The organism is Limibacter armeniacum (assembly GCF_036880985.1).
GTDB lineage: Bacteria > Bacteroidota > Bacteroidia > Cytophagales > Flammeovirgaceae > Limibacter > Limibacter armeniacum.
Genome location: NZ_JBAJNO010000003.1, coordinates 31,621 through 56,876, shown reverse-complemented (window position 1 = coordinate 56,876; position 25,256 = coordinate 31,621). Strand labels below are relative to the sequence as shown.

Annotated in this window: 26 protein-coding genes; 13 read left to right on the top strand and 13 right to left on the bottom strand. The window is 38.9% G+C overall.

Features of this window, described 5'->3' with window-relative positions:
• The first annotated feature begins 170 nt into the window (after positions 1–170).
• Entirely contained in the window at positions 171–1,988 is a 1,818-nt protein-coding gene (locus V6R21_RS02680; RefSeq protein ID WP_334240632.1) for a glycoside hydrolase family 2 protein, read from the top strand.
• 209 nt (positions 1,989–2,197) lie between these two features.
• On the opposite strand, the gene V6R21_RS02675 is transcribed toward V6R21_RS02680, so the two are convergent.
• Genes V6R21_RS02675 through V6R21_RS02665 form a run of 3 tightly spaced genes read right to left on the bottom strand, consistent with a single transcriptional unit; the run spans position 2,198 to position 3,576 of the window.
• Positions 2,198–2,737 carry an NADPH-dependent FMN reductase gene (locus V6R21_RS02675; RefSeq protein ID WP_334240629.1) on the bottom strand — a complete coding sequence of 180 codons (540 nt, stop codon included), beginning with the start codon at positions 2,735–2,737 and terminating at the stop codon, positions 2,198–2,200.
• 23 nt (positions 2,738–2,760) lie between these two features.
• A complete protein-coding gene (locus V6R21_RS02670; protein WP_334240627.1) occupies positions 2,761–2,898 on the bottom strand; it encodes a hypothetical protein in 138 nt (45 codons plus the stop codon).
• A 54-nt stretch (positions 2,899–2,952) separates the two neighbouring features.
• Positions 2,953–3,576, bottom strand: a complete 624-nt coding sequence (locus tag V6R21_RS02665; RefSeq protein WP_334240625.1) for a superoxide dismutase — start codon at positions 3,574–3,576, stop codon at positions 2,953–2,955.
• A 196-nt stretch (positions 3,577–3,772) separates the two neighbouring features.
• Between V6R21_RS02665 and V6R21_RS02660 the strand changes: the two genes are divergently transcribed.
• From V6R21_RS02660 to V6R21_RS02640, 5 genes are all read left to right on the top strand, one after another.
• Positions 3,773–4,408 (top strand): helix-turn-helix transcriptional regulator, encoded by a 636-nt coding sequence (locus V6R21_RS02660; RefSeq protein ID WP_334240623.1) that lies wholly within the window; start codon positions 3,773–3,775, stop codon positions 4,406–4,408.
• Between the two features lie 73 nt (positions 4,409–4,481).
• Positions 4,482–4,928 carry a YybH family protein gene (locus V6R21_RS02655; protein WP_334240621.1) on the top strand — a complete coding sequence of 149 codons (447 nt, stop codon included), beginning with the start codon at positions 4,482–4,484 and terminating at the stop codon, positions 4,926–4,928.
• Positions 4,929–5,303: 375 nt separating this feature from the next.
• Complete coding sequence (locus V6R21_RS02650) at positions 5,304–6,422, top strand: helix-turn-helix domain-containing protein (protein ID WP_334240619.1); 1,119 nt, start codon at positions 5,304–5,306, stop codon at positions 6,420–6,422.
• 284 nt (positions 6,423–6,706) lie between these two features.
• Positions 6,707–8,272, top strand: coding sequence for a GH39 family glycosyl hydrolase (locus V6R21_RS02645; RefSeq protein WP_334240618.1), 1,566 nt, complete (start codon positions 6,707–6,709; stop codon positions 8,270–8,272).
• 42 nt (positions 8,273–8,314) lie between these two features.
• Positions 8,315–9,838, top strand: coding sequence for a family 43 glycosylhydrolase (locus V6R21_RS02640; protein ID WP_334240616.1), 1,524 nt, complete (start codon positions 8,315–8,317; stop codon positions 9,836–9,838).
• 183 nt (positions 9,839–10,021) lie between these two features.
• On the opposite strand, the gene V6R21_RS02635 is transcribed toward V6R21_RS02640, so the two are convergent.
• From V6R21_RS02635 to V6R21_RS02625, 3 genes are all read right to left on the bottom strand, one after another.
• Positions 10,022–11,176, bottom strand: a complete 1,155-nt coding sequence (locus V6R21_RS02635) for an iron-containing alcohol dehydrogenase (protein ID WP_334240615.1) — start codon at positions 11,174–11,176, stop codon at positions 10,022–10,024.
• 66 nt (positions 11,177–11,242) lie between these two features.
• Positions 11,243–12,121, bottom strand: a complete 879-nt coding sequence (locus V6R21_RS02630; protein WP_334240613.1) for a helix-turn-helix domain-containing protein — start codon at positions 12,119–12,121, stop codon at positions 11,243–11,245.
• A 252-nt stretch (positions 12,122–12,373) separates the two neighbouring features.
• The gene (locus V6R21_RS02625; RefSeq protein ID WP_334240611.1) at positions 12,374–12,682 is read right to left on the bottom strand and encodes a YDG/SRA domain-containing protein; all 309 of its coding nucleotides are present in this window, start codon (positions 12,680–12,682) and stop codon (positions 12,374–12,376) included.
• Positions 12,683–12,880: 198 nt separating this feature from the next.
• On the opposite strand from V6R21_RS02625, the gene V6R21_RS02620 reads away from it, so the two are divergent.
• From V6R21_RS02620 to V6R21_RS02595, 6 genes are all read left to right on the top strand, one after another.
• On the top strand, positions 12,881–13,288 hold the full coding sequence (locus V6R21_RS02620; RefSeq protein ID WP_334240609.1) for a hypothetical protein: 408 nt from the start codon (positions 12,881–12,883) through the stop codon (positions 13,286–13,288).
• Positions 13,285–13,485 (top strand): helix-turn-helix transcriptional regulator, encoded by a 201-nt coding sequence (locus V6R21_RS02615; RefSeq protein WP_334240607.1) that lies wholly within the window; start codon positions 13,285–13,287, stop codon positions 13,483–13,485. The genes V6R21_RS02620 and V6R21_RS02615 overlap by 4 nt, the downstream gene beginning before the upstream one ends.
• 627 nt (positions 13,486–14,112) lie before the next feature.
• A complete protein-coding gene (locus tag V6R21_RS02610) occupies positions 14,113–14,616 on the top strand; it encodes a transposase (RefSeq protein ID WP_334240605.1) in 504 nt (167 codons plus the stop codon).
• Positions 14,604–15,521 carry an IS3 family transposase gene (locus V6R21_RS02605; RefSeq protein ID WP_334241019.1) on the top strand — a complete coding sequence of 306 codons (918 nt, stop codon included), beginning with the start codon at positions 14,604–14,606 and terminating at the stop codon, positions 15,519–15,521. Before V6R21_RS02610 ends, V6R21_RS02605 begins: the two co-directional genes overlap by 13 nt.
• A gap of 103 nt (positions 15,522–15,624) precedes the next feature.
• On the top strand, positions 15,625–15,993 hold the full coding sequence (locus V6R21_RS02600) for a hypothetical protein (protein ID WP_334240601.1): 369 nt from the start codon (positions 15,625–15,627) through the stop codon (positions 15,991–15,993).
• A gap of 158 nt (positions 15,994–16,151) precedes the next feature.
• Entirely contained in the window at positions 16,152–16,568 is a 417-nt protein-coding gene (locus V6R21_RS02595; RefSeq protein WP_334240600.1) for a DUF4476 domain-containing protein, read from the top strand.
• Positions 16,569–16,629: 61 nt separating this feature from the next.
• Here V6R21_RS02595 and V6R21_RS02590 read toward each other — a convergent pair whose 3' ends face one another.
• From V6R21_RS02590 to V6R21_RS02575, 4 genes are all read right to left on the bottom strand, one after another.
• Positions 16,630–17,220, bottom strand: coding sequence for a hypothetical protein (locus V6R21_RS02590; RefSeq protein WP_334240598.1), 591 nt, complete (start codon positions 17,218–17,220; stop codon positions 16,630–16,632).
• Between the two features lie 506 nt (positions 17,221–17,726).
• On the bottom strand, positions 17,727–18,359 hold the full coding sequence (locus V6R21_RS02585) for a LysE family translocator (RefSeq protein ID WP_334240596.1): 633 nt from the start codon (positions 18,357–18,359) through the stop codon (positions 17,727–17,729).
• A gap of 182 nt (positions 18,360–18,541) precedes the next feature.
• The gene (locus V6R21_RS02580) at positions 18,542–19,561 is read right to left on the bottom strand and encodes a hypothetical protein (RefSeq protein ID WP_334240593.1); all 1,020 of its coding nucleotides are present in this window, start codon (positions 19,559–19,561) and stop codon (positions 18,542–18,544) included.
• Positions 19,562–19,701: 140 nt separating this feature from the next.
• Complete coding sequence (locus V6R21_RS02575) at positions 19,702–19,965, bottom strand: hypothetical protein (protein ID WP_334240591.1); 264 nt, start codon at positions 19,963–19,965, stop codon at positions 19,702–19,704.
• Positions 19,966–20,857: 892 nt separating this feature from the next.
• On the opposite strand from V6R21_RS02575, the gene V6R21_RS02570 reads away from it, so the two are divergent.
• On the top strand, positions 20,858–22,195 hold the full coding sequence (locus V6R21_RS02570) for a thioredoxin family protein (RefSeq protein ID WP_334240589.1): 1,338 nt from the start codon (positions 20,858–20,860) through the stop codon (positions 22,193–22,195).
• 143 nt (positions 22,196–22,338) lie between these two features.
• Here V6R21_RS02570 and V6R21_RS02565 read toward each other — a convergent pair whose 3' ends face one another.
• From V6R21_RS02565 to V6R21_RS02555, 3 genes are all read right to left on the bottom strand, one after another.
• Entirely contained in the window at positions 22,339–23,055 is a 717-nt protein-coding gene (locus V6R21_RS02565; protein WP_334240587.1) for a DUF1963 domain-containing protein, read from the bottom strand.
• Positions 23,056–23,356: 301 nt separating this feature from the next.
• Complete coding sequence (locus tag V6R21_RS02560; protein ID WP_334240585.1) at positions 23,357–24,049, bottom strand: hypothetical protein; 693 nt, start codon at positions 24,047–24,049, stop codon at positions 23,357–23,359.
• The gene (locus V6R21_RS02555) at positions 24,039–25,190 is read right to left on the bottom strand and encodes a serine hydrolase domain-containing protein (RefSeq protein WP_334240583.1); all 1,152 of its coding nucleotides are present in this window, start codon (positions 25,188–25,190) and stop codon (positions 24,039–24,041) included. The genes V6R21_RS02560 and V6R21_RS02555 overlap by 11 nt, the downstream gene beginning before the upstream one ends.
• Positions 25,191–25,256: the final 66 nt, after the last annotated feature.

The following is a 25,256-nucleotide window of genomic DNA, read 5'->3' as shown; positions in this document are numbered from 1 at the left end:
TGGTAGGGGTAAGGAGACAATTAGGCTTTTTCCATCACTCAGTAAATAAAGTAGATTTTTTACACTTAAAGTGAGGGCATTTCAAGAGGTAGGTGCTCTATATATTTAATAGGATTAGTAAAAGCATCCATAAGTATATAGAATCCAACCCGTTATTAAACCTTGTATTTATGTTTAGACAGAAAACAGGCCTGCTATTTTTTCTACTGTTATTGAGTGTTTTACCCTTTACTCATGGTCAGGATATTTTTATCTCCAATACCCAGAACCGGACATTTACCAGTTTGAATGGGAAATGGAAATATGTATTGGATCCCTATGAAACAGGAGGTATGGGAGGAATGCCACTGTATAAAAATGCCCAATCCCATCAAAAGACAGATAGGGTCGAATACAGTTTTGATCAGGCACAGACTTTATGGGTTCCCGGTAGCTGGAATATTCAGCAACCTGAGCTAACTTATTTTGAGGGAGCTGTTTGGTACCGAAAGACTTTCGATAAGCATAATATCGATAAAAGTAAACGCTACTTTGTGAATATAGGGGCTGCCAACTATATATCAACAGTTTCATTCAACGGGAAAATTCTTGGCAAGCATGAGGGCGGGTTTACGCCATTCAGTTATGAGGTCACCGACTTGATTCAGGAAGAAGGCAATTTTTTGATTGTAGGCGTCAGCAATGCCCGAAAGGTAGACTATATTCCCTCAAAAGTAACCGATTGGTTCAACCATGGTGGAATCACTCGTGATGTACAACTGATCGAGGTACCACAAACATTTATAACCAATTACTTTATCTCACTCGACAAGTCAACACTTACCCAAAAGACAAAGCGGATAAATGGTCAACTGGAACTTAACGGAGAGGTATTGCCCAAGCATGCTCGTATCATAATCCCAGAGCTGAAGCATACTCAAGAAATTAAAGTCAATAAAGAGGGCGTAACGGACTTTACGGTTGAGGTAAGTAGACTGGAACTATGGTCACCGGAAAACCCAAAACGCTATCAGGTAATCATTGAAGCAGGGGAGGATAAAATCAGTGACCAAATCGGTTTTAGAACAGTAGAAACCAGTGGAAAACAAATCCTGCTGAATGGCAACCCCATCTTTCTGAAAGGCATCTGTCTACATGACGAAAACCCACTCCGTCAGGACAGGGCAAACTCCATGGAGGATGCGAAATTGGTATTGGATTGGGCGCAGGAACTGGGCTGTAACTTTATTCGCTTGGCTCATTACCCACATCAGGAGAATATTGTTCGTCTGGCAGATGAGATGGGCATTTTACTTTGGGAGGAGTTACCGCTCTATTGGGGCATTAATTGGGGAAATCCAGAAGTATTGAATAAGGCAAAAGCGCAATATGCTGAGTTGATCAAGCGGGATTATAACCGAGCAAGTTCAATTATCTGGTCTGTAGCCAATGAAACGGCACCAACAACAGACCGTACACAATTCTTATCTGAACTGGTAGACTATGTAAGGGAAATGGACGATACCAGACTGATTTCCGCTGCATGCAAAAAAGATCAGGAACTGGACGGACACCCTGACAGTGTCTATACCTATAGTGACCCGCTAATGTCCAAGCTGGATGTAATTAGCCTAAACGAGTACCTTGGTTGGTATGGTGGACTTCCGGAAGCGTGCAGAACAAAATCATTTCAGACCAAGATAGAGAAACCGATCATAGTAAGTGAGTTTGGCGGTGGTGCATTGCAAGGGTTTCATGGAGACAGCCTTACCCGTTGGAGTGAAGAGTTTCAGGAATACCTCTATAAGGAAAGTATAGCCATGTTTGACCGTATTGATGGGCTGGCAGGAATGACACCTTGGATTCTGGTTGATTTCAGGTCCCCATTACGTCAGTTGCCCGATGTGCAGGATGGCTGGAACCGTAAAGGGTTGATCTCTGAAAAGGGCGAGAAGAAAAAGGCATTCTACATCTTACAGAATTACTACCTCAACAAAGAGGTCAATTAGGGATTTTTTATTTAAAGTCAGCAGACTTAATGATAATGGGTTTAGAAATTTCTGAACCCGTTTTTTTATGTCTCTTAATGGGTTTCAATGTTAATAAAGTACAGCTTATCAAGTTTAATGACCATACTATAACTATCAGCTTATGTATGATAAGGTTGAATATATTGATGGTTTAATGTTATATGACACTAGAAACTAATAAACCCCCATTATACTTTAGCTTCAGTTAAAAGTTGCAGTAATGTTGTAAAACGGTCTTTGTAATGGGAGCTGATTTCACCATTTTCATCAAACAGCTTACTACGTTCTATTGGAATGCTCAGTGGGGCAGTCCATGCTCTGAGTGCTTTGGCAACGGCATCCATGGCATTGATACCCTGCATAGCCTGTACACCGTCTGCCCAGCAAACCAGACCAATGATTTTTCCTATAAGGTAAGGTTTTGGTAGGTTCGCACTGTATTGTAACCAGTCCAGACAGTTTTTCATCACACCAGTCATGCTGCCATGATAAAGTGGCGTAAGCCAGATATGTACATCGGCTTCACGAAATACATGGTTCATCACCACGACCGAGTTAGGCGTTTTTTGTAGGGAAACATCAAAAAGTGGAATACCAGCATCCGCAATTTTGAATATGCTGGTTTCGATACCCAGTTCGTGAAGGTATTCACTCAAAAATCTTGACAGGCGTTCAGAAGTTGCATTTTCCCTTCTTTCCAACGCACCGTTAAATATCAATGCTTTCATAGTTGATCTTATTTTTTTGTAAATCACTTAAGGTAGTGCCCCATTTCCAAGCCGTCTTTTATATCAAAAAATACGCTCTTTACTTCGGGTTCATAGTCTGACAGGTCAACTGTAATGATGCCGCTCCTAATGAGATTGTCTGATAATAATTTATCTGCCATTAGTCTAAAAAAGAGCAAGGCGACATAAAGCCACCTTACGCCGTACTTTGGAAGTTATTTCAGTTTTGAAAGCACTTCCTCGTACTTTTTCTCAACAGCAGCCCAATCCAGCACTGCCCAGAAAGCATCCAGATAGTCTGCACGCTTGTTTTGGTACTTCAGGTAATAAGCATGTTCCCAAACGTCAACACCCAGAATAGGGTAGCCTTGGTTCGTGATGTTTGTGTCCATCAAAGGATTGTCTTGGTTAGCAGTACCTGATACGCCCAATGCGCCATTGTACTTCACAAACAACCAAGCCCAACCAGAGCCGAACTGCTGCATTCCAGCTTGATTGATTTGCGCTTTCAATTGTTCAAGGCTTCCGAAAACCTTGTTGATCTCCTCTGCCAATTTGCCTTCTGGTGCAGTTTTAGGCGTAGGCGATAAGGTTTCCCAGAACAGAGAGTGGTTGTAATGTCCTCCTCCGTTGTTTCTTACAGCAGGGCTGTGCTTGCTGATATTTTTCAGAAGGCTTTCCAGCGTTTCAGCTTCCAAGCCGTTATCCTCAACCGATTTGTTCAGGTTGTTTACATACGCTTGGTGATGACGTTGGTGGTGGATGGTCATCGTCTCTGTATCAAAATGGTTGGCTAACGCATCGTATGCGAAAGGCAACTCAGGAAGTTTGTAACCCATAATTATGCTTGTTTATAGTTTTAAGATGCAACAAAGTTATAGCGTGATTTTTAATAAACCAAGTTAATACTTGTTTTATTATTTGGTTTATTACTCATGCAAAAAGCCTGAAAGGCCCTCAAATGGCTATTTTGTTTCAAAATCCCCATATTTTGGTTATTTTTACATGAAAATAAAACAACTTATTTGTTGTAAAATGAAGAAGACAGCATCAGACAAAATATTGATGATCCTAAAAATGCGGGGCAAAATAACCGCAGCAGCTTTGGCGAAAGAATTAGGCATAACCAAAGAAGGGGTTCGCTTGCAACTGGTGAAATTGACGGAAGAAGACCTGGTAGAAACCACGTCAAAGCGTGAAGGTGTTGGTAGGCCTGTCACCTATTATTCACTAAGTGAAAAAAGTACCTCCAAATTTCCCGATTCGCACGCCCAGATGACTGTAGAGTTATTGCAATCGGTCAAAAGCCTATTGGGTGACAATGCCTTGGATTTATTGATAAACGATAGAGAGAAAAAAATATATCAGCGTTACGAAGACGAATTAAAAAAAGCGACAACCATCGAAAAGCGCCTAACGAAGTTGTGTAAAATACGTTCTGACGAGGGTTATATGGCAGAATGGAAAAAGGAAAAGGGCGAATATTTTTTGATAGAAAACCATTGTCCTATCTGTGCTGCTGCTACTGAGTGTCAGGGGTTTTGTCGCAGCGAACTGAATAACTTCAGGCAGTTGATGGGAGATGAGTTCTTGGTTGAGCGTGTACAGCATATTGTCTCAGGAGAAGAACGGTGTACCTACCGGATAAGAGAAAAAGATAATATATTATAAAACTACGAGGTTAATAGCCTTCATTTGATTGCTTTTCTTTCAATATGAGGCATTGGCATTAATTAATAAAGAGATGAAATCATTGTTAGACGACAAGACCACAAATGAAATCCAGACCATTTTAGGACGGTTTTTGGATACATGGAATGATAAGGACCTCGAAGGGTTTATGGATAATTTTCTTGAGGACGCTGAGTTTACCGATGTAGTAAGTCAGACGGCAATTGGCAAGGAAGCCATCAAAAAGCAACATGACTTTGCTTTTAATGTGGTGATGAAAAATGCTTCTTTTGAAATGAAAAACCTCTTGATCCGAGAAATCTTATCAGATGTAGTGATGGTAAGTGCGAATTGGTTGAATAAGAATAGTCAAACACCGAATGGGAAACATCTTCCTGACAGAAATGGTGTTATTCAATTTGTGATTATGAAAGATCAGGATTTAAACTGGAAATTCAAGATTGTCCATAATTCGGATTTTTCATTGCCTTATGAAAAGCAGGAACGAATTATAGAGTAGAAAGACTACGTATTTGAATAAATAGAATTACTTATACCGCAGGCAAATGCCTGCGGCTACTATTGTTTAATCCCTTTGGGATTTCTTCTCTTTCAAAAAACACCGTTTCTGAAGAAAACAAACCATATTAGCTCCGGATGGTAATCTGGGTTTTATAACATTCATTTTATCTCTTGCTTAAATGAAGAATAAATTTAGTCTTTCTGCACCAAACCCGATAGGTTTGGCTTTTTTATGTCAAGTCAATTATAACTGAACCAAGACTTAAAAGCCTCAAAGGACTGAAAGCATCTCTGAGGTAGTGACTGAGTTGACAATATCACTTCATATTTAGCTATCTTTGCGTGGATTTAATTCATACAAAAAGCATGGAAAATGGAGGAACGTTCGACTCTCAAAATATTTAGCTCAAAATATTTTCTGTGGCCTGTAAGCGTATTGTCTGTAATTTTCATCGCTGTGATAGGCTATTTTGCTGGAATTGAGGATAAAACCGTCTTCCCTGATTCGCAGCAGTTTGGACTGGTCGGATATACGGATAGCATCGATGGGGGAAATACGCAGATACTTGAACAGACGGTTACCGATTCCAAGCTTACGTTCAGGTTTCAGTTGCGGGAAGGGTTTTTCAGTCCTTATGCAGGTGTCAGCATTATGCCCTCCGATAGAGCGCAATATATTGATGTTTCCCAATACAATCAGATCAGCTTATGTCTTTCAGGAAAGGGAATCGACCGGTTGGGACTAGGTGTTTATACCCCTTTGCCTGACGAGCAGAAGATTTCCTTGGAGGATGAGAACCTTCATCATTCCTACCTGACGATATCGGATAAAGAGGCTACTTACCATATTCCGCTAAACCAGCTGAAGCATCCGGAGTGGTGGGAAGACCTGCACCAAATTTCAGAGTCCAAAAAAAGCAAGCCGGACTTAAGCCGTATCCTTCATATCAATCTGGGTTCTGCATATGTTCCCGAGATTGAAGAGGAGAAAACGCTAGAGGTGTATTCCATTGCATTTACCAGAAACAACAGCAAACTCTGGGTAATTCTCGGCACAAGCTATATTGCTTTCGTCGTATTGCTTTTTGGTTTGCGCTACGGGCGCACTTACCAAAGAAAGAAAAAGGAAGAGGTAACGGTGTCTTACAAACCAGTGGAAGTGACCGAGATTTCGGCTGTCAATGAGGAAGAATGTATCGCCTATATCAACCAGCATTTTCATAATAACGAACTGAGTCTTGACCTTGTGGCTAAAGAAATCGGCATCTCTCAACGGAAAATAACAGGCATCATCAACGAGCGTTTTAGCTGTAACTTCAAGACCTACATCAACCGCATCAGAATCCACGAAGCCCAACGTCTACTAACCGAAACAGAACTCAATATTGGGGAGATCGCCTATAAAGTTGGCTACAATAATCAGAGTCATTTCAATAGAGTGTTCAAGGCGGAAGTGAAAATTAGTCCTTCAGAATATCGTGATAATCAGTGAGTTCACTTTTTGTAAAAGGATTGTCATTTTTTGTAAAAGCCAAATAACAAGAATCATTTAACATTGCTACCGTATTCAATCCTAGGTGCAGGAACCTTACGGTAGATGATGCTTGCTTTTGGTAAAAGAAGGTCCGCGAAGTAGTAACCATCCTACTTGGAAGCCTTTATATCATGTCAGAGTTTTGTATTCGTTAGGTGTTATTTGTTGATCAAATAACAGGGTGTACTTGCAAACAGGATTGAGTCATCGAGCTGATTTTTTTAGACCAACTAATAAGCAACATGATAAGATCTTTAATAGCGAGTTTACTGCTCATCATACTGAGTACCTCGCTGCTTCTTGCCCAGCAAAGAAGCATTTCAGTGGACCTCCAAAAAGAGCAGGGACCGATGAATACCATGTTTAAGGAATGTATCGGAGCCGGACGTGCCAATGAAGGTTTAAGAGCCGATTGGCAACAACAACTGAAGGCGGTAAAGGAGGACTGTGATTTCAAGTACATCAGGATGCACGGTCTGTTGACCGATGATATGGCAGTGTATAGGGAAGACAGGCAGGGCAATCCGGTTTACAACTATCAGTATGTTGATGCGCTATACGATTATATCCTTGAGCTAGGCATGAAGCCTTTTGTGGAGTTGGGATTTATGCCTTCAGCCATGGCAAGCGGGGACCAGACTATTTTTTGGTGGAAAGGAAACGTAACCCCTCCGAGAGACTATAAGAAATGGGAAGACCTGATCAAGAATTTGGTGCAGCATTTTACTGACCGTTATGGTGAGGAAGAGGTCATGACCTGGTATTTCGAGGTATGGAACGAACCTAACTTATCACCCGGATTTTGGGCAGGGACACAGGAAGAATATTTCAAGCTTTATCAGTATGCAGCTCAAGGAGTAAAAGCAGTAAACCCTCAATACAAAGTAGGAGGGCCAGCAACGGCAGGAGCGGCTTGGGTACCAGAGACGATTGTGTTCTGCGAGAAAAATAAGGTGCCTATCGACTTTATCAGTACACACGCCTATGGTGTACAGCAAGGGTTTTTGGATGAGTTTGGTACCACAGGTACTGTTTTGAATGAAGATGAATGGGCAGTAAGTGGGGAAGTGATTGCCTCAAGAAAGCAGATTGCAACATCATCCATGCCTAATCTGGAATTGCTTTTTACAGAGTGGAGTTCTTCTTATACACCTGCCGATCCTGTTCACGACAGCTATCATCAGGCGGCTTATATCCTCAATAAGATCAAGCAGGTGGATGATGCTGCCACTTCCATGTCTTACTGGGTATTTACGGATATTTTTGAAGAAGCAGGACCGAGAGTAACACCTTTCCACGGTGGCTTTGGTTTGATGAATACACAGGGCATCAAGAAATCGGCTTACCATGCTTATTCCTTTATGAATAAGCTGGGAGAGACGGAGTTGGAAAATAAGGACAAGGCTTCATGGGCTTGTAAAAACAGTACTGGCGATTTTCAATTGCTGTTCTGGGATTATACCTATACACTTCCCAAAGATTCGATAAACAATCAGGATTACTTTAATCAGGATTTGCCTGCTCTACAGAAGGGAAGCGCCAAGGTGGAGATTGCAGGAATTCCTGAAGGAAACTACCAAATGGAAATATATACAGTCGGCTATATGAATAACGACCCATATACCCTGTACACCCAATTGGGACAACCTGACCAATTAACAAAAAGACAGGTCAATTTCCTGAAAGACAATAGCAATGGTAGCCCGAAGGTGACAGAATTAGTCAAAGTGGATAAAAAAGGGAAGTTCAGCCGTGAGATCCAGTTAAGGGAGAATGATGTCTACCTGATTAGTTTTAAAAGGCTGTAGGTTCAGGATTAGAATAAGGACAACAAAATACGATAAGAGAAAATGAAATATACCAAGGTTATTCTGTCAATTATATTTTCCTGCTTGAGCCTGCTGGCAAATGCACAGGGAAACAAGGAGTCGGGAGATAAAAACGTTTACACGAACCCGATCATGGGAGGGGATTATCCTGACCCGAGTATTCTGGTGGATGGAAAGGATTATTATGTAGTCCACTCTTCGTTTGAGTACTATCCGGGGCTGCTGATATGGCATTCAACAGATTTAATCAACTGGACACCAGTAGCCAATGCCTTGCATAAGTATGTAGGTTCTGTCTGGGCACCTGATTTGGTAAAGCATGACGGGAAGTATTATATCTATTTTCCTGCAAACAATACCAACTATGTGGTGACTGCCGATAAGATCGAAGGTCCGTGGAGTGAGCCTGTACATTTGGATATCACCATGATTGATCCGGGACACGTAGCGGATGAGGAAGGCAATAGGTATCTTTATTTCAGCAGTGGCAGCTATGTGCCCTTGTCAAAAGATGGTTTGTCAATTGCCGGAGAGGTGAAGCATAGTTATGATGGATGGGAGATTCCACGTGAGTGGAGCATAGAGTGTTTCTGTATGGAAGGTCCAAAACTTTTCAAGCGTGGAGAATATTATTACCTGACTGTAGCAGAGGGTGGAACAGCCGGTCCGGCAACAGGACATATGGTGATCTCAGCTCGTTCTAAATCTCCACTTGGTCCTTGGGAAAACTCTCCATACAACCCCATCACCCGTGCAGAAAGTCCTTCAGAGAGATGGGCTTCAATAGGGCATGGAACTGTCTTTGAAGATGCTTCCCATAAATGGTGGATGATGTACCACGGATACGAGAATGATCACTACAATATGGGACGCCAGACATTGCTGACACCAATTGAGTGGACAAAAGACGGATGGTTCAAAATTCCGGAAGGTATCACTGTGGATAAACCTATCAAGTTGCCTAAAGGTGCAAAGCCGCAAAAAGCCTTTACGTTGAGTGACAGCTTTAAGGGTAATGAGCTAAACCCGCAATGGAAGTTTTTCGGTGAGTATGACCCAAGCAGATACCAGACTTCTGACGATGGTCTTACCATCAAGGGAAAAGGAAGTGCTGTAGCAGACTGTTCACCAATGCTGATCGTACCTGCTGACCACTCTTATACGGCACAAGTGGAGCTGGAAATCAAGGGGGATGCAGTTGGTGGTCTGGTACTTTTCTACAATCAGCAATCATACTCAGGTATTTTGGCGGATAACCAAAACATTTTGACAAACCTGAGAGGGTGGCAGTTCCCAACAGAGAAGGAGGTAATCAACAGGCATGTGTACCTTCGTCTGCAAAACCTGAACAATACAGTCAACATGTATTATAGCATAGACGGTGAAAACTGGATCAAGACCGAGAACTCTGCGGAAGTATCGGCAATGCATCACAATGTGTTGAGCGGCTTTATGAGTTTGCGTATCGGGCTTTGCGCAATGGGCAAGGGAGAGGTCACATTCAAGAATTTCGAATATACCCCCATCATTAACCACAAGTCTTAAGCAGGTTCGGTTAAGGCTGTGCTGACTGAATTAAGTGTGATAAGTAATTCCCCCGACAGGCAGTTTTGTCTGTTGTGGGGTATTGCTGCTTAATGGATTCAGTGATAGTTGAATGGGAATAAATAAAAAAGAGGCTGACAAACGCAGCCTCTCTTTTTGTTATATGCTTTTTCAATCAGCTTCTTATGCTTCAGTATATACAAGACCTTCATAGCAGGCATTGTAAATAGCTTTGAGCTCCTCCAGTGTTGGTACACGTGGATTGAAACCTGTACAAGGGTCTGCCAATGCATTTTTTGCAATATAGTCCAGGTTCTTGTCCCAATCTTCTTTTGAAACACCAAACTCTTTGATGGAAGAGATGTTACCTACTTTCGTTCTCAGGTCTTCAATTGATAGTGCCAAGTCCTCAGCTGAGTTTCCTCCGATTACTTTCGCCAATGCTGGATACTTTTCAGTAGCCGATTCATTGTAGCGAATTACGTTTGGTAAGAATATAGCATTTGAACATCCGTGAGGGATGCCATACAAGGCTCCAACCTGATGAGACAAGGAGTGTACAATTCCCAACCATGCATTGTTGAAGGCCAATCCTGCCATAAAGGAAGCATCATGCATTTTTTGTCTTGCCTTGATGTTATCAGGGTTTCTTACTGCTTCTTCCAGATTGTCAAATACAATTTCAAGACCGCCTTTAGAAAGCACATCAGCATAATTGTCATCAATGTTAGAAACAAATGCTTCAACACAGTGTGTCAGTGCATCCAAACCAGTGTTTGAAGTAACATGGGCAGGCATAGAAGCACAAATCTCACCATCAACGATAGCGATGTCAGGAGTCAACTCATACGATACAATCGGATATTTAACACCCTTCTCTCTATCTGTGATGACAGCCAAACCAGTTGTTTCAGTTCCTGTACCACTTGTAGAAGGAATCGCAATAAACTTGGCTTTTTTTCTGAGTGTAGGAACACTGAATGGTTTCGTCAGCTCATCAAAATCCGCATCTGGGTACTCATAAAATATCCACATGGTTTTTGCCGCATCGATAGCGGAGCAACCTCCCAATCCAATCACCCAATCAGGCTCAAAAGCACGCATGGCTTCAGCACCTTTAAAACAGGTAGCAGATGATGGATCTTCTTCAACACCGTCAAATACTGTACTTTCAATTCCAGCTTCTTTTAGGTAGCTGATTGTTTTATCCAGTGTACCGTTTCTTTTCATCGAACCACCACCAATTACGATGAAAGCCTTTGTACCTTTTATTCCTTTTAGTTCGGACAGGCTTCCAGCACCGTGAAATACCTCCCCTGCGATGAATAATTTACTCATGATCTTTGTTTTTAAGTTCATGACAAAAGTATGGCGCACCAAAGCTGGAATAGTATAAATATAGGACTATGCGTTATACATTTGCTCCAGTTTAAGTTGGAGGTCTGTAGGCGTTTCCTTCAGCTTGGCTTTGACAAACTTATGGAGCGCCGATGGTGAACTGAATCCCAAGTCTAAGGCAATCTGTTTATGCGACAAGTCAGAGTACAACATCTGCCGCTTTATTTCTGTAAGAATACGGTAGTGGATCGCACTGATAGCTGTATGTCCGCAATGCTTCTTTGTAATCGCATTCAACTTTTTTGTGCTGACAGCAAGCTTATCAGCATAGTACTTGACAGTCCTGTGTTCCTTGTAACGGGTATTGAGTGTCTTTTTGAACTGGATATAGATTCCCTTGTCAGTTTCATGTTGCAGCATTGGGATTTCTCCATGCAAAGCCTCTATGATATCCAAAAGGAGGATTTTAATATAAAATCGGGCTTGTTCCTTTTTGATAAGGCTAGGGAAAGCATATATTGATTCGATAGCGCTTGTATATTGTAAAACCTGTTGGAACTCTGTCTCTGTCAGTTGAACACAACCTAGCTTTGAAGTAAGGTTTACATTGTATACAGTCAATTCATTGTTGAGAATGTCTGAACAGAAAAGCACCTCATCAAAAAGTACGATTTTGCCTATAGCATCATCACTAGCATCACTGATAAACTGGATTTGGTCAGGAAAAATAATGGAGATTTTCCCAGGGCTTAGCACATGAAAGGAATCCTCAATGTGAACTTTAATACTGCCTTGGGTCAAAAAAATTAAACAGAAATGGTCTTTTTTATGAACTTGGGCATATCCTTCCAAGGACTTGTCGGCTAAGTCAAAAATCCGGAAAGATAAGTTATGGTCTTCTTTCTTTTGAATGTATTGCTTCAATAATAAACGTGCTACCTCCATCTTCTAACCCAATTAGCTGTCATGTGTACAAACATTGATACAAATGGATTTGGTTACGTATCCGGCTCAAATCCATGTTGTTTGAAACAGCCATTTTCCCGTTTTGTTTGATTGGAGTCTATGTTTCCTTCAGGACTTTTTTCCTTCTCATAATTCCAATACACAAGTTTAAAGTTTTTTACTTGTAGACTTGAACATGATATTGGTATGTGGGAGGTATCGCAAACATTTGTATACGAAGCCTTTTATTCGTTACTTTTTATAATGATGCTCTCTATGGTATTTTAAACATTCTTTATCAATGTTGTGTTTCTTGTGAACTGTTAGCTTTTTATATTCTGATTCTAAGCCTATTATTTCAAAACTTTCAGATATAGTAAATACACCTAAATCTTCGTCATCAACATAACCACCTGAAATTACGATTGAATCAGCTCCTTCATTTTCTGAACCACTTATACCAGCGACATGCGGTTTATGTATTCCTGCCTCAGCTAATAAAATTCTATTACCGAATAACTGCCCTTCAATAACACCTTTTATCTCTCCAAAAACTCTCATAATTAAAAAAGTTTATTCTTGTCAATTGTAACTTAGATCAAGCTTGTTGCTTTCAGTACTAGACCAAGATCGAATAAACGATTATAGAGTGCTATAAAGCATTTAACATGACAAAAAGTAAAGTTTACTTGTCATGTTAAATTTATTTCATACATTTATGTCAAATAAACTTTACAAATAATCAAATATAGTTGACATATGAAAAACGATAAAAGGAAAGATCAGATCAATAGAATGACGAAGAACCTAGCAATTTGGACACTGTTGTGGGTCGTCTCTTTAGCATTGGCCACCTTTGGCCCAAAGTTTATTTGGAGGGAAAACACTACCTGGAGCATTATTGCAATCATCATTAATTTGGCTATAGGTATTGGAATGATTTGGGCAAACATCAAACACCTGAGTGTTCTTGATGAACTTCAGAAGAAAATTCAAATGGATGCTATGGGAATTGCTTTGGGAGTTGGAATTGTGGGAGGATTGAGCTATTCGGTAATGGATACTGCCAATGTTATTGCCGGTAATGCTGAAATTGGCTTTTTGGTGATGCTGATCAGTATCTCATATTTGATTGCATTGTTCGTTGGGAAAAAGCACTACGCATGAAAAATAAACTAAAAGTACTTCGGGCAGAAAAAGATATGACGCAAGCAGATTTAGCTGACTCATTGGGGGTTTCTCGCCAAACAATCAATGCTATTGAGAAGGGGAAGTTTGACCCGAGTTTACCATTAGCATTCAAAATATCGAAATTATTTAAGCTACGCATTGAAGAAATCTTCAATGACCCTGAAGATGAATGATTTTATATTAGAAGGGTGATAAAAAAAACGCTATTCCAGTGTGTATAATAATTAGGAGTTTATATGGTCGGTATGACCAATCATAAACTCCTATTATTTTGTGTCAGCTTCAATGTCCAATAATCATAAAACTTTGAGTTTATAGTAAACCAAAATTTTGGTAGTTAACAGTGTGTAGATTCGCCATTTATATCAACACATTTACTTATTGTAAACTTTCTATTACTAGTCACTTTGTCTATTCTCTCTTTACTTTATCTCTCACCAAATGTGTGATTTACAGTTTGATAAATGTTAGATTTATGTTTTTGCTTAGTCAGGCTATATAATATTAGGGGTTTTGGACGTTATTTTCGAAGTAACAACAGAAACTTCACATACCCATTCAGCTATATTAGATGCTACAAACCATACTTATTCAATGTATTTTCTCTTTCATTCTTAGCCTTTTTGTCTTGGGAAACTTCTTTGAACTCAATAGATATTTCCATATTACATCTTCGGTATAAAAGGTATTCTATAGTAACTATCAAGGTTTTATAGTATAGACTTATTTCATTTTTTCAATTATCAATATTAGTTATAGCTAAAACTTTTTTCTTATTAATTGCTTCAATATTCATAAGTATGACAGCAATTGCACAGGTTACTTATAATATGCCTGAGCCAATAGAAAATAAAAACATTATGTCCCGTCCTAGTATAGCGTTACACCAAAACTGTAACGTCATGGAAGAGAAGCAAGTAAATCAGGTTTATATAAAGCGAACTCAGAAGGATTATACAATGTCCTTCAAGCTTCAAGTGGTCGCTGAATTGGAAGAAGGCAAGCTCTCCGTACAGGGCGCTTGTGACAAATATGGTATTCAAGCCAAATCTACTGTTCGTGACTGGTTGCGAAAATTTGGTAACTTGGACTGGTCCAACAAACACCCCTTAAAAATGTCGAAACCCCCTGAGCAAAGAATATTGGAGCTGGAGCAAAAAGTCAAGCTGCTGGAACGTCAGAAGCAAACCCTAGAGAAGCAGGTAGAACGAGCTGACAAGAAGATCATTCTCTTTGATATGATGCTGGAGATGGCAGAGAAAGAATATAACATCCCGGTGCGAAAAAATATATCCCCCGAGTAATCGAGGGCAGCAACATTGAACACGGTTGGAGCAAGGTTGAATGTTGTGAGTTACTCGGGGTAAACAGGCAGTTTTATTACAGATGTAAGCAGGAGCAAAAGAAGCGGGAAGCCCTAACGGTGAAGGTATTGGAGCTAGTGACGCAGGTACGCATGCGACAGCCTCGCTTGGGTGTGCGCAAACTGTACACCATCTTGGAACAGGAGTTAAGGACTCTTGATGTAGGAAGAGATCGGCTTTTCGATATCCTCAGGGCTAACCATATGCTGATAAAGCCTCGCAGAAGATATCACGTGACCACCAACTCACATCACCGTTTCCGTAAGCACAAGAACCTGACGCAACACTTGGAGGTAAAGCGCCCAGAGCAGCTTTGGGTGGCTGATATCACCTACATAGGCACAAGGCAAAACCCGATGTACCTGGCTTTGGTCACGGATGCTTATGCCAAAAAGGTTGTTGGCTATGATGTATCCAACAGCTTAAATGCCCAAGGGGCTATCTGGGCATTGAAAAGGGGACTCCTGCAACGGGAATACCCTGCAGAAGCCTTGATCCATCACTCCGATAGAGGGTTGCAATATTGTTGTGATGATTATCAAGAAATGCTGGACGACGCACAGGTAACCTGTAGCATGACTGAGAAGTATGATCCTTATCAAAATGCAGTAGCTGAACGCGTAAATGGCATCCTTAAGCAGGAGTTTATAAGAGGAATCCAAATCAATGATATCCAACTTATGAAGAAAATAATCAAGCAGAGTATAGACATCTACAACACGGAAAGACCCCATTTATCATGCAGGATGAAAACGCCAGAATACATGCACCTGCAAAGAGAGATAAAGATTAAGACCTATAAAAAAGAAAACCCACCAGCACTTGAGCTAGTGGGATCCATATAAAGTTGTATCATTGTAAATCTGTAACGCTATTTCAGGACGTCACATTAGTATTGTATTTCAGAAAGTTAAGCCATCTTCATCGACATATTATATTAATTATAATGTGGAAAATATTGGAGATGGTATTTTGTTTATTGACCGTAAGAAAGCTGCTATCAAGCAAAATAAAGGTACAGTTAATTCGCTTTCTGGAAATTATATATTGAAATCGGGTGAAAGCAAAACTATTTATAACGAGTTCAGAGCAAAAGCTCCTGTACAACCAAATACTGAATTGTTTCAGCTTGTACTCGATGGTTTAACATATGCTGTTGAATCAGGAAATTCACTGGAAGCAGAGAGCTTAGTAGTAGCAGAAAAAGCGACACAAACTATCGAAGAATTCGATGTAAAGGTGATGGAGTACAATGTTTATGCAGATAGAAAATATGCACAAATAAAAGTGACATTCAATGGAAATGGGAACAGGTAGGGAAAGTAGATCTCACAAAGCTTACCGTTACTGGCGGAAACCCTGATATAGTAAAAAAAGGGGAAGCTCTTCTTCCAGGTAAATCATATACCTTTTCAATTAATTTAAGTCCAAACAGCGAAGAGTTCACCATTAACTGGAAAGGTGTGTTTAACCTAATGGTTGTATCTAAGGTTAATATTGATGCCATTACTATAAAAAGCACAAGTTATAAAGATGAAGTAGCCGAAGATGATAAGAAGGAAGAGAATAAAGAAGAAAAGGTAGTTATTGAAAACTGTGAGTTATCTTTTAGTGATTATTCCACGCTAAAAACTGATATTAAAACCGAGTTGGACAATGGTGGTAAACCAGTTGAAATGGCTAATGAATTTCTTATGGAAAAAGGTTGTATTAGTACTGCTCAGGTCTTAGATTATCTGGCAATTTTCAATTTAGATGGAACTCGATTAAAGTTTGCTAAAATGGCTTATCGTTTTTGTTCAGACAAGCAGAAATATCATATGGCTGTTGGGAAAATGGCATATACAAAGAATAAACAAGCTTTAGAGGAGTTTCTGGAACAACAACAATAGAATATCCAAAAAGTAACTAAAAACCCCGAATGATCGTTCATTCGGGGTTTTGTTTTTATATCTAATAATATCTGACAGTGTGAATTTTTGATCCTTCCTTGAATTTTGATTTCATCAAAATGGTTAGATCACTATCAAAGTCAACTTTCTCCACGTAATCGTTTCCATTTAACAAAAACTGAGCGTTTAACCCTTTTGTGTCAATACCATACATATCACTAATATAAGTATACCACAACTGAAAATCGGCATACTCGCTTGCAAACTCCTCAACGGTAGAACCTACCCCAATGCCTTTTGTAGTTTTAAACTTTGGAGAAAACACGAATACTTCACCAACTTTCTTGTTAAAAGATTGAGTCTCATAATTGTACTCTGGAATAATTTTCACCAGTTTTTCCTTACCTGCATAAAATAGATAATATGGCTCATGACGATCACTAACAGGAGTACTTATAACATCGTTTTTTTCTTGTACGATGTAGGACATTTTTTCAGCCTCAGCAAATGGTATCTCTTCTCCAACTTTAAAAATTCCAGCCTGAGAGTCCTGAAGTAAAAACTCATTATTTTGTCCAAAAGCTGAAGTTACTGAAAGTGAAGTGATTAATATTAAAAGGAGATAGCTTAATTTTGTAGTTCGATTATTCATAGTGCTAATTTTATTTCAAATACTGTTTCTAATAAACAGGTTGTATGTCACTAATTGGGTAGATGTCATTAATATGTACTTATTAGACATCTGCTTTTATGGTATGCTTTGTAACATAAAGCTATTGTTTGTTCAATTTTAATTGTACTAGTCCAAGATTTAATAAACGGATTGAGGGTGTTTAAATTGTTTTCAGCGTCTTTGGTGTAGTGTGAAAAATATGACGGGTGGAACTTGACCTAATCATTATATTCGGTATACTCTTATTTCTGTTGATCAGTTTTAGACATAAAAAAGCCAGACCCTTCAGGTCTGGTTCACAAAAACCAATCTTTATTGTTTTATCTTCATGATTCAAATATCATGAAGTGTCTAACTCATATCTCTCAGATGGTACATAACGGAGCTACATATCCGCCATTTATGAGTTGTAAGGCAATTGAAATTGAGCGTGGGTGAGAGGTAAGCAAGTTTACCCTGATTTTGCTTTTAGAGATGCAGTGCTGTTATTTTACTTTTGTCAATGCCATTTTCATAGCAAGCCCAGTTAATACGGAAGCCATAAACCATTTTTGAACCCTGAGCCAAAGTGGTTTTTGGGAGAACCAAGTCGCTAATTTGGCAGCCGAAATTACGATCAAAAAGTTTACTGAAAAGCTTATAATTATTTGAACTATTCCTAGTTGAAAACTTTGACTTAAAATCGAACCATTTTCAGGTTTTATAAACTGTGGAAAAAATGAAAGATAAAAAACAGCCATTTTTGGGTTAAGGACATTTGTCATTAGCCCGATGTTGAACAACTTTAGAGGGTTGTTTGATTGAAGGTTCTTATCAGCATCAAAAATTTTATTTTGAGATCTTACAGATTTATAAGCCAAGTAGAGTAGGTATACAACACCAAGAAACTTTACCACCACAAATGCATATGGTACTGCAAAAAATATTGCAGTAAGTCCAAATGAAACCATAAGGATATGAAATAAGAATCCTGACATTACTCCGAGAAGAGAAATGATTCCAGCATTTTTACCTTGAGACAGAGACCTTGAAATCAGGTAAATCATATTTGGTCCAGGGGATAGTACCATAATCAAAGCGGCTAATCCAAAGAGTAGTAAGTCATTAATTGGTATCATTTTTTTCTATTTCAGCTATTATTTGTTGTTGTATAACACTTAACTATCACTTGTTCAAAAGTAAACCTTTCCAATATAATACTAACCTAAGGTTTAATAAACCTGTATGGCGTGTTATAAGTGTTTCAAGCTCATAGCAGAAACACCGTCTTTGGAACTAGTATTATTTTGAAGGAGGAATGCTATTGATCTTGTTGTATGATATTGTCTAATTTTTCTTTGAAATCATTAGGTTCATCAAGATGAAACCCTATAGTTTTAAATTTTTTCTTGAAGCCATACAGTCCAGTTAAAGTATGCGCTCTTTTAAGCCTGATAATTACATTATGACTTTCAAGTTCTCCCAGGGGAGATAATGTTTTGAATAATTGGTCTTTACCAAGTCCTTTCTTGGATAGGTACACAGTTTCAATATCCAAATAGGGTATTTGCGCCTCATTCATAATTCCATATCGTAAGATCAGGTTTTTATCATCCATAGAAATAGGTCTTTTGGATAGTGCTTTTGCAAATCCAAATAATTGAATGACAGTGTATAGACTTAACCCAGTTTGAACCCAAGCTATTAAAGTATTCCACCTTAGAAGTAAAAAATGTAAAGCGATAGTCTCAATAGAAATGATTAAAATAAATGCACCAAATAGCGCAGGTGTCCCACTTTTTTTATGGTAGGTGAATTCGTTATCAGTAATTATTTTTTCTTTCCAATTGACAAACCCGTAATAAAATACGGCTACTTCAGTAGCAAATGGTAATACTAAATTTTTGGGAAGGATATCATGACAGGAACTTCGTAGTATATCAAAAAAATCAGGTACTGTATCTTTTAGCCCTCTGTAAGCCTTGAGCGCTTTTCGAAATTTGATTACAACAACTGTCAAAACTGCAAGTTCAATAATGGGCAACGCCCACGATTTAAAAAGCCCTAAATACATCTGACCTTCCTTTGGTAAGAAGTATGAGCCAATTAAAAGTCCAACTACGATTACAGGAACTATCGTAGTTTTAGGGATACCCGTTTTAAAAATAAGGAGTAAATAAACAAAAGGAATAGTCAAGATTAGGTCTGCTGTTACTGCTAAGTATAGTGTATCATTTCCTGCTATAAATGAGGACTTCATAGTGAATATCAGCACTACTAAAAGCACTAATGGGATTCCAAAATTAATTACATTCCTATTGAAGAGTAGTGTCTTTTGCATTCCTTTTGTTTTATAGCCATTAGCTATCATTTGTTCAAGCTTATCTCTGTCAAGATACTACTAATTCAAAATTTAATAAACGGATATAGGTTGTTATAAAACGCTTTGGTTTGAAGCTACCAAATGGTAATTGATATTGTTTAATGCGAAGGTCGTTTTGCCCCAGGTTCGATATTTGGGTATTGCTTAATACTTTGTGTATAAGCTGCCATTAGCTTGGCAAATGGTACACCTACCCACGCATACGTAACATTCATATTCCAAAGCTCCTTGGAATCACCCTCAATGTTAAATATGCAAGGGTAGGTCAATGGTCCGTCACCTTGAGCCTTAGACTGGACAACAAAAAACCTATTGGAAAGAAGCGCTAGAAGAACTATAACAGATCGTAATAGGTCTTTCATTAGTACTACAGGTTCAGAATATTGTAGTCATAGGGTCTTTCATCAATAAGAAAGTACCTTTGAATTATTTAGTCTCCTTGATTTTTAGCAATTCTTCAGTGTTACTAAAAGTGGAATCCTTTTCTGCATGGGTTATTTTATCCTTTTGCTTAATGTTTTCGGATTGATTATAAGCAACATAGATTAATTGGAAAGTCATAATCCCTATGACTGTCACAATAGATACCTTTACTTTATTCATAAGGCTATATCAAATTATGATCAAGTGAATAGAAAGAGACAAGCATTTAGATAGGAGTATTGCTAAGAGATGGATAGGTAAGTCTTTGTTAATTAGGTCTTTAGTAGTGTGTGTACTTGAGGTTTAAAAGAGTAGGACTCTTTATAGAGGAGAAGCCACTGCTTAAAGTATGAACAATTTTCGTTTTGAAAACATTAACCAATCGTGATTAGTTCTATTCAATTTTAGAAAAAGAATGACTCTTTTAGTCCCTAAAGTAAAAACCATCAATGCTTCTCTCACAATTACCTCCTTTTACGCATAGCTGTATTGGTTTGGAGCAAGGTTGAAACTGGGGTGTTAAGATTACTGGAACGAACCTAAACACAAAAGTTTACCTAAATTTTCATGTTTTGTCACTCCACTTCATATTTTTTGCGTCTTCATACCAAATGGCAATATATACATAGACAAAAGTGTATCATCAGCATACATTTTTAATGCTTCCAAAATCACAAGGTTTATTGGCACTATTCAAACTACTATATGTGTTGAGAAATTACACTCACTTTTAGTGCTAAAAACCTGAATAACACTCTGAATACACCAATAGGAGGCATTAATGGAATGAAACAATTATTTAACAGGGTTATACAAAACAGCGCAATCACTATGATGAAAAAAGTATTTGTATGCCTATCTCTAATGATAGGACTATACAGCGGCTTGTTCGCACAAGGAGTAGATTTTCAGCACATTTCCTTGGAGGAGGCACTTGAAAAGGCGAAGCAGGAAGACAAACTTGTATTTGTTGATTTTTACACGGTTTGGTGTGGACCATGCAAGTATTTGGTGAAGCATGTTTTTCCTGTGAAAGAAGTAGGGGACTTTTACAATAAGAAGTTTGTCAGCCTAAAACTGGACGCAGAAAAAGAAGGGCTTGCTGCAGCCAAACAATATGAAGTATATAGCTACCCTACATTGCTGTTCCTTACACCTGAAGGGACGGTGGTTTATACAGAAACCGGTGGCATGCAAGCCGATAGCTTTATAGCGCTAGGTAAGAAAGCGATCGCCTCATTAAACAGTGAGTATAGTTTGGCTAAGCTGAAGGAATTATATCCTGCAAGGCAGCAGGATGAGGATTTTCTGAAAATTTATTTTCAAAAAATGATCGAGTATGGAGAAGACCCTGCTGAAAGTATTGAACAGTGGTTGGCAGTACAAACCGAGATCAAGGAGAATGGTGCTGAGATGATGGAGTTCATATTGAAGTATAGCCGCTTTTTAAGAGTAGATGGAAAATCAGAAGCCATCTTGAATGCAAATATTGCTGAGTACTCAAAATTAGCTTCAAAAATCGACAATAAAAGATTGAGCAGAGTCAAGTCTCAAATGTTAAGGAACACCCGTGAAAAAGCGATTGATACGAAAGATCCTGAGTTGATGAAGGCTTTCTTGGAGAACTGGGAAGAGCTTCCTGAAAAACGTAAAAGAAGGGAGGATGAGATTGAGAATAAGTTGATGTACTATACTTTGGCTAAAGACGGTCAGTCTTATATGGAAACGGCTAATAGTTATATCGATAGCCTGATAGCCTCTAAGCCACTAAAGGAAATCAAAGAAGAGGACCAAACGAAATACGAGCGATATAAGAAAAGCTATGATGAAAACCCTACTGAAACAGGGGCTTTCATGATGCCAAGATATGAGATAGGGGTAGAAGCATTTGACAGAATCAAGACTATCTATAAAATAGGGACTGACTACCTAGAATTTGCTGAGAGCAAGAAGGATTACAAAAACCTCGAAAGCTGGATTAAGTATGGTTATAAACTGAATGAGGGAGATTATACACTGGAGAACTTGGAAGCCAAAATGCTTTACAAGAGAGGGAAGACAAAAGAAGCAATTGAACTAAAGAAGTCAGCTTTAGAGAAATGGCCTAAGAATAAAAAGCGTCCTACTGCCGAGTATGAATTGGAGCAGATGCTGAAGAAACAAGCTTAATAAATATGCAAAAAGGAATACGAGGGTATTTCTAATGCTGTACAGCGGTATGGAAGTGATTCTGTACCGCTTTTCATTTTTGTAAAAGGTGTAACAGCATCATGAAAGGCATATTAACTCTAATATAGGTGAGGCATGGTTTGTTATGTTTGTCCCCAATAAAATTCGCAGTTCTCAAAATTCAATTTTTCCAAATCTTTTTCTGCAATAAGGACACTGAAAACACCTTCATCATTAAAACCATTTTCTCCTATTTGGAGAAGGACGATTTTGTCAGCGTTAGTGATTTGTTCAATCTCAGTTTGTTCCAATTGACAGTGTGTGAATATCCCAAATATCTTAGACTTCTCACTTCCTGCAAAATCATCCCAAAGCAATCCGGTCTCGTTTACATATTGCTTGTCCCAATTGTCTTCAGGCTTGCGAAATCTCTCATTCCATGATTCACGATCTGACCATACTTTATCAATCAGAACACCCTCCCAAAAGTTGTCTTCATGCTCTATGATATTTCTGCACAAGTTTTCATTGGCTACAGTGGTATATAACACTTTTCCTGAGTCCGACATTATATCTGAAAAGAAGATGAGCTGCCCCTTTTTGGGGAGTCGTCCTGCAACGTCGTACTTGGATATTTCAGATAAGTCCAATTGTGCGGCAAACCTCATACCTTGAGGAACTTGAACACCTTCAGGCAAATCTATCACAGGCCCGCCATACCTAGAGTGACCAAGAGGAATCTCTAATTCAGTATATTTTACATATTCTTCTCCCATCCAGTCTTCCTTTTTCATATAGGCAGGGAAGTATCTCTTGTTACTTGGTGCAAGTGAGATTATATCGAATACTTGTTTTTTCATTGCCATTAGGTATTAGTGTACTATCCAAGTCCTTATATTATCTAAATAAAATTCTTTTTTTGATATAACATCAAACAGTCATTTATTCAAGCTTGATCCTTTCTAATATAGTACTAACCCAAGATTTAATAAACTGATGGTGGGCGTTATAACCCATTTTATGAATTCTTAATAATGATTTATCACCTTAAAATAGACATAGACGGTTTGATATAATAAAAGCCAAACCCAAAGGGTTTGGCTCAGTAAAGTTTCTTTATCTATCTTTTTGCTAAATCACAGCACTGCCTGCAATCAGCTTTTATTTCCGTTTGTAGGTGTAGGTTATTTCCTTGTCTTTCCATGGCACCATTTTAACCAGATCATGGTCAAATGATATATTAAAGGCCATAAAATCCACTTCTTTGTTCCAGTCTACCATATGAAATTTTGGGTGATGTGGATCCATATGCCAAAAGCCATGTGATTTCGAACCATCAGGATTTGTCTTGATATAAGTGCCTCCCCAACGAATAAATATTTCCTCTTGATGGTTTGCTTTGTGTAAATCGGTGATATCCTTACCCTCTTTGATTATAGAGACTAACTGCCATTTTCCAGCAATACTGTCTTTGGGAGCCATTGGCATCTCTGTTGTAGGAGAAAGAGTTACCTTCACTTTCATGCCTTCTTCTTCTCTTTCCCAATACATTTTTCCATCCTCGAAACTGGTCTTGAAAGCCCCAAATTCATCCGGTTCACCCTTGCTGTTAAATGGCAAAAATTCCTCCTTTTGTTTATCGTATGTCCAAGTACCAACACTGTTCTGACTCCAACCATTTCCGGCTTGATAGCTATGATCTTGATGGTATTTAAACCATTTGGCTACTGGAGTTACATCCATATCACCTACCATTACCAGATCCACCTTCCAAAAACCTACTACAGGTTGCGCCATTGTGATAGCTGATACAATAAGCAAAAGACTGAGAAGTGCAATTTGTTTAGTTATCATATTTAGATTCGATTAAGATGTTAGCAATTTTTTTAGTGATTTCTATTTCATTGACCTGATCTCCTATGTTGGTCAAAAAAGCAATGATGTATTGTCCATTTTCAATGTTGACAAGCATGGACCTGAAGCCTTCGGTAGCGCCTCCATGAATGATATACTTCTGGTCAATCCCGAGGTTTCCCATATGGTAGTTCCCCTTTTTGTCAAACACTGCCCACCCATAGCCATATGAGATATCAGGGGTAATCTCTTTGAGATAATTGCTATGCATTCGTTTCATGGATTCGGGACTCAAAAGTGAGGCTGCACTCATGGCTTTTCCCCATAGATAGAGATCGTGAGAAGTGGAGAAAATTCTTCTTCCAAGGGTCAGGTCAATAAATTGATTCCGTTTCCAACTATCCGAAAGCTCGTGGTAGTTGTAGGCTTCCACCATATGCTTGTGGACTTCAAGGTTGTCGGAAGTGCTAAAAGTCTGCCTCAGTTCCAGGGGTTGGCAGATCTTTTCATTCAACAATTCAGCGTAAGGTTGCTGGTATATATCCTCAAGGATAATAGCCAATAAGTGATAGGCAAAACTGCTGTAATAGAATTGCTTCCCAGGACTGTTGACCGTAGGGACGGTGCTGATAAAGTCTATATATTCAGGATTATTGAAATGTTTTCTTTTAAATGGGCGAAACCAATCCAATTGTAGATTGGGAGCCATGTGTTCATAATGAGCTAGCCCAGAAGTATGGGTAAGCATTTGGTGAATGGTGATATTAGGATCGAAAGCCCCTGAGTAATTAAGAGGTTTCAGAAGGTCAGTTAGGTGATCGTCCAGTGATAGCTTACCTTCTTCTACTGCCATCAGCACTAAAGTTGCTGTAAAAGATTTGTCAAGTGAACAGATATCAAAACGGGAGTCCATACGCATCGGGATATCCCAAACTCGGTTAGCAGTACCGATGGCTCGCTGGAATAGAATGGAGTCCTGTGTTCCAACGACTATTGTTCCATCGAACCTGTTTGAGTCATGCTCATGTGTAATAAGACTATCCAACCTAATTGATAGGTCTTTTATAGGTGTTGGTCTTTGTTTGGTACAGGATGTTAACCATATTATAAAGACCACTGATATCAATAAACTCCTTTTCATTTGCTATAATTTTTGTAGCAAAAAAGTAGGAGAAACCTGCTTAATCAATAAAATCAGGCGGTTTGG

What these genes read in the sequence shown, in the direction of transcription:
- V6R21_RS02680 (WP_334240632.1), top strand. Translation starts at nt 171, where the DNA reads ATGTTTAGACAGAAAACAGGCCTGCTATTTTTTCTACTGTTATTGAGT.
- V6R21_RS02675 (WP_334240629.1), bottom strand. Translation starts at nt 2,737, where the DNA reads ATGAAAGCATTGATATTTAACGGTGCGTTGGAAAGAAGGGAAAATGCA.
- V6R21_RS02670 (WP_334240627.1), bottom strand. Translation starts at nt 2,898, where the DNA reads ATGGCAGATAAATTATTATCAGACAATCTCATTAGGAGCGGCATCATT.
- V6R21_RS02665 (WP_334240625.1), bottom strand. Translation starts at nt 3,576, where the DNA reads ATGGGTTACAAACTTCCTGAGTTGCCTTTCGCATACGATGCGTTAGCC.
- V6R21_RS02660 (WP_334240623.1), top strand. Translation starts at nt 3,773, where the DNA reads ATGAAGAAGACAGCATCAGACAAAATATTGATGATCCTAAAAATGCGG.
- V6R21_RS02655 (WP_334240621.1), top strand. Translation starts at nt 4,482, where the DNA reads ATGAAATCATTGTTAGACGACAAGACCACAAATGAAATCCAGACCATT.
- V6R21_RS02650 (WP_334240619.1), top strand. Translation starts at nt 5,304, where the DNA reads ATGGAGGAACGTTCGACTCTCAAAATATTTAGCTCAAAATATTTTCTG.
- V6R21_RS02645 (WP_334240618.1), top strand. Translation starts at nt 6,707, where the DNA reads ATGATAAGATCTTTAATAGCGAGTTTACTGCTCATCATACTGAGTACC.
- V6R21_RS02640 (WP_334240616.1), top strand. Translation starts at nt 8,315, where the DNA reads ATGAAATATACCAAGGTTATTCTGTCAATTATATTTTCCTGCTTGAGC.
- V6R21_RS02635 (WP_334240615.1), bottom strand. Translation starts at nt 11,176, where the DNA reads ATGAGTAAATTATTCATCGCAGGGGAGGTATTTCACGGTGCTGGAAGC.
- V6R21_RS02630 (WP_334240613.1), bottom strand. Translation starts at nt 12,121, where the DNA reads ATGGAGGTAGCACGTTTATTATTGAAGCAATACATTCAAAAGAAAGAA.
- V6R21_RS02625 (WP_334240611.1), bottom strand. Translation starts at nt 12,682, where the DNA reads ATGAGAGTTTTTGGAGAGATAAAAGGTGTTATTGAAGGGCAGTTATTC.
- V6R21_RS02620 (WP_334240609.1), top strand. Translation starts at nt 12,881, where the DNA reads ATGAAAAACGATAAAAGGAAAGATCAGATCAATAGAATGACGAAGAAC.
- V6R21_RS02615 (WP_334240607.1), top strand. Translation starts at nt 13,285, where the DNA reads ATGAAAAATAAACTAAAAGTACTTCGGGCAGAAAAAGATATGACGCAA.
- V6R21_RS02610 (WP_334240605.1), top strand. Translation starts at nt 14,113, where the DNA reads ATGACAGCAATTGCACAGGTTACTTATAATATGCCTGAGCCAATAGAA.
- V6R21_RS02595 (WP_334240600.1), top strand. Translation starts at nt 16,152, where the DNA reads ATGGTTGTATCTAAGGTTAATATTGATGCCATTACTATAAAAAGCACA.
- V6R21_RS02590 (WP_334240598.1), bottom strand. Translation starts at nt 17,220, where the DNA reads ATGAATAATCGAACTACAAAATTAAGCTATCTCCTTTTAATATTAATC.
- V6R21_RS02585 (WP_334240596.1), bottom strand. Translation starts at nt 18,359, where the DNA reads ATGATACCAATTAATGACTTACTACTCTTTGGATTAGCCGCTTTGATT.
- V6R21_RS02580 (WP_334240593.1), bottom strand. Translation starts at nt 19,561, where the DNA reads ATGCAAAAGACACTACTCTTCAATAGGAATGTAATTAATTTTGGAATC.
- V6R21_RS02575 (WP_334240591.1), bottom strand. Translation starts at nt 19,965, where the DNA reads ATGAAAGACCTATTACGATCTGTTATAGTTCTTCTAGCGCTTCTTTCC.
- V6R21_RS02570 (WP_334240589.1), top strand. Translation starts at nt 20,858, where the DNA reads ATGATGAAAAAAGTATTTGTATGCCTATCTCTAATGATAGGACTATAC.
- V6R21_RS02565 (WP_334240587.1), bottom strand. Translation starts at nt 23,055, where the DNA reads ATGAAAAAACAAGTATTCGATATAATCTCACTTGCACCAAGTAACAAG.
- V6R21_RS02560 (WP_334240585.1), bottom strand. Translation starts at nt 24,049, where the DNA reads ATGATAACTAAACAAATTGCACTTCTCAGTCTTTTGCTTATTGTATCA.
- V6R21_RS02555 (WP_334240583.1), bottom strand. Translation starts at nt 25,190, where the DNA reads ATGAAAAGGAGTTTATTGATATCAGTGGTCTTTATAATATGGTTAACA.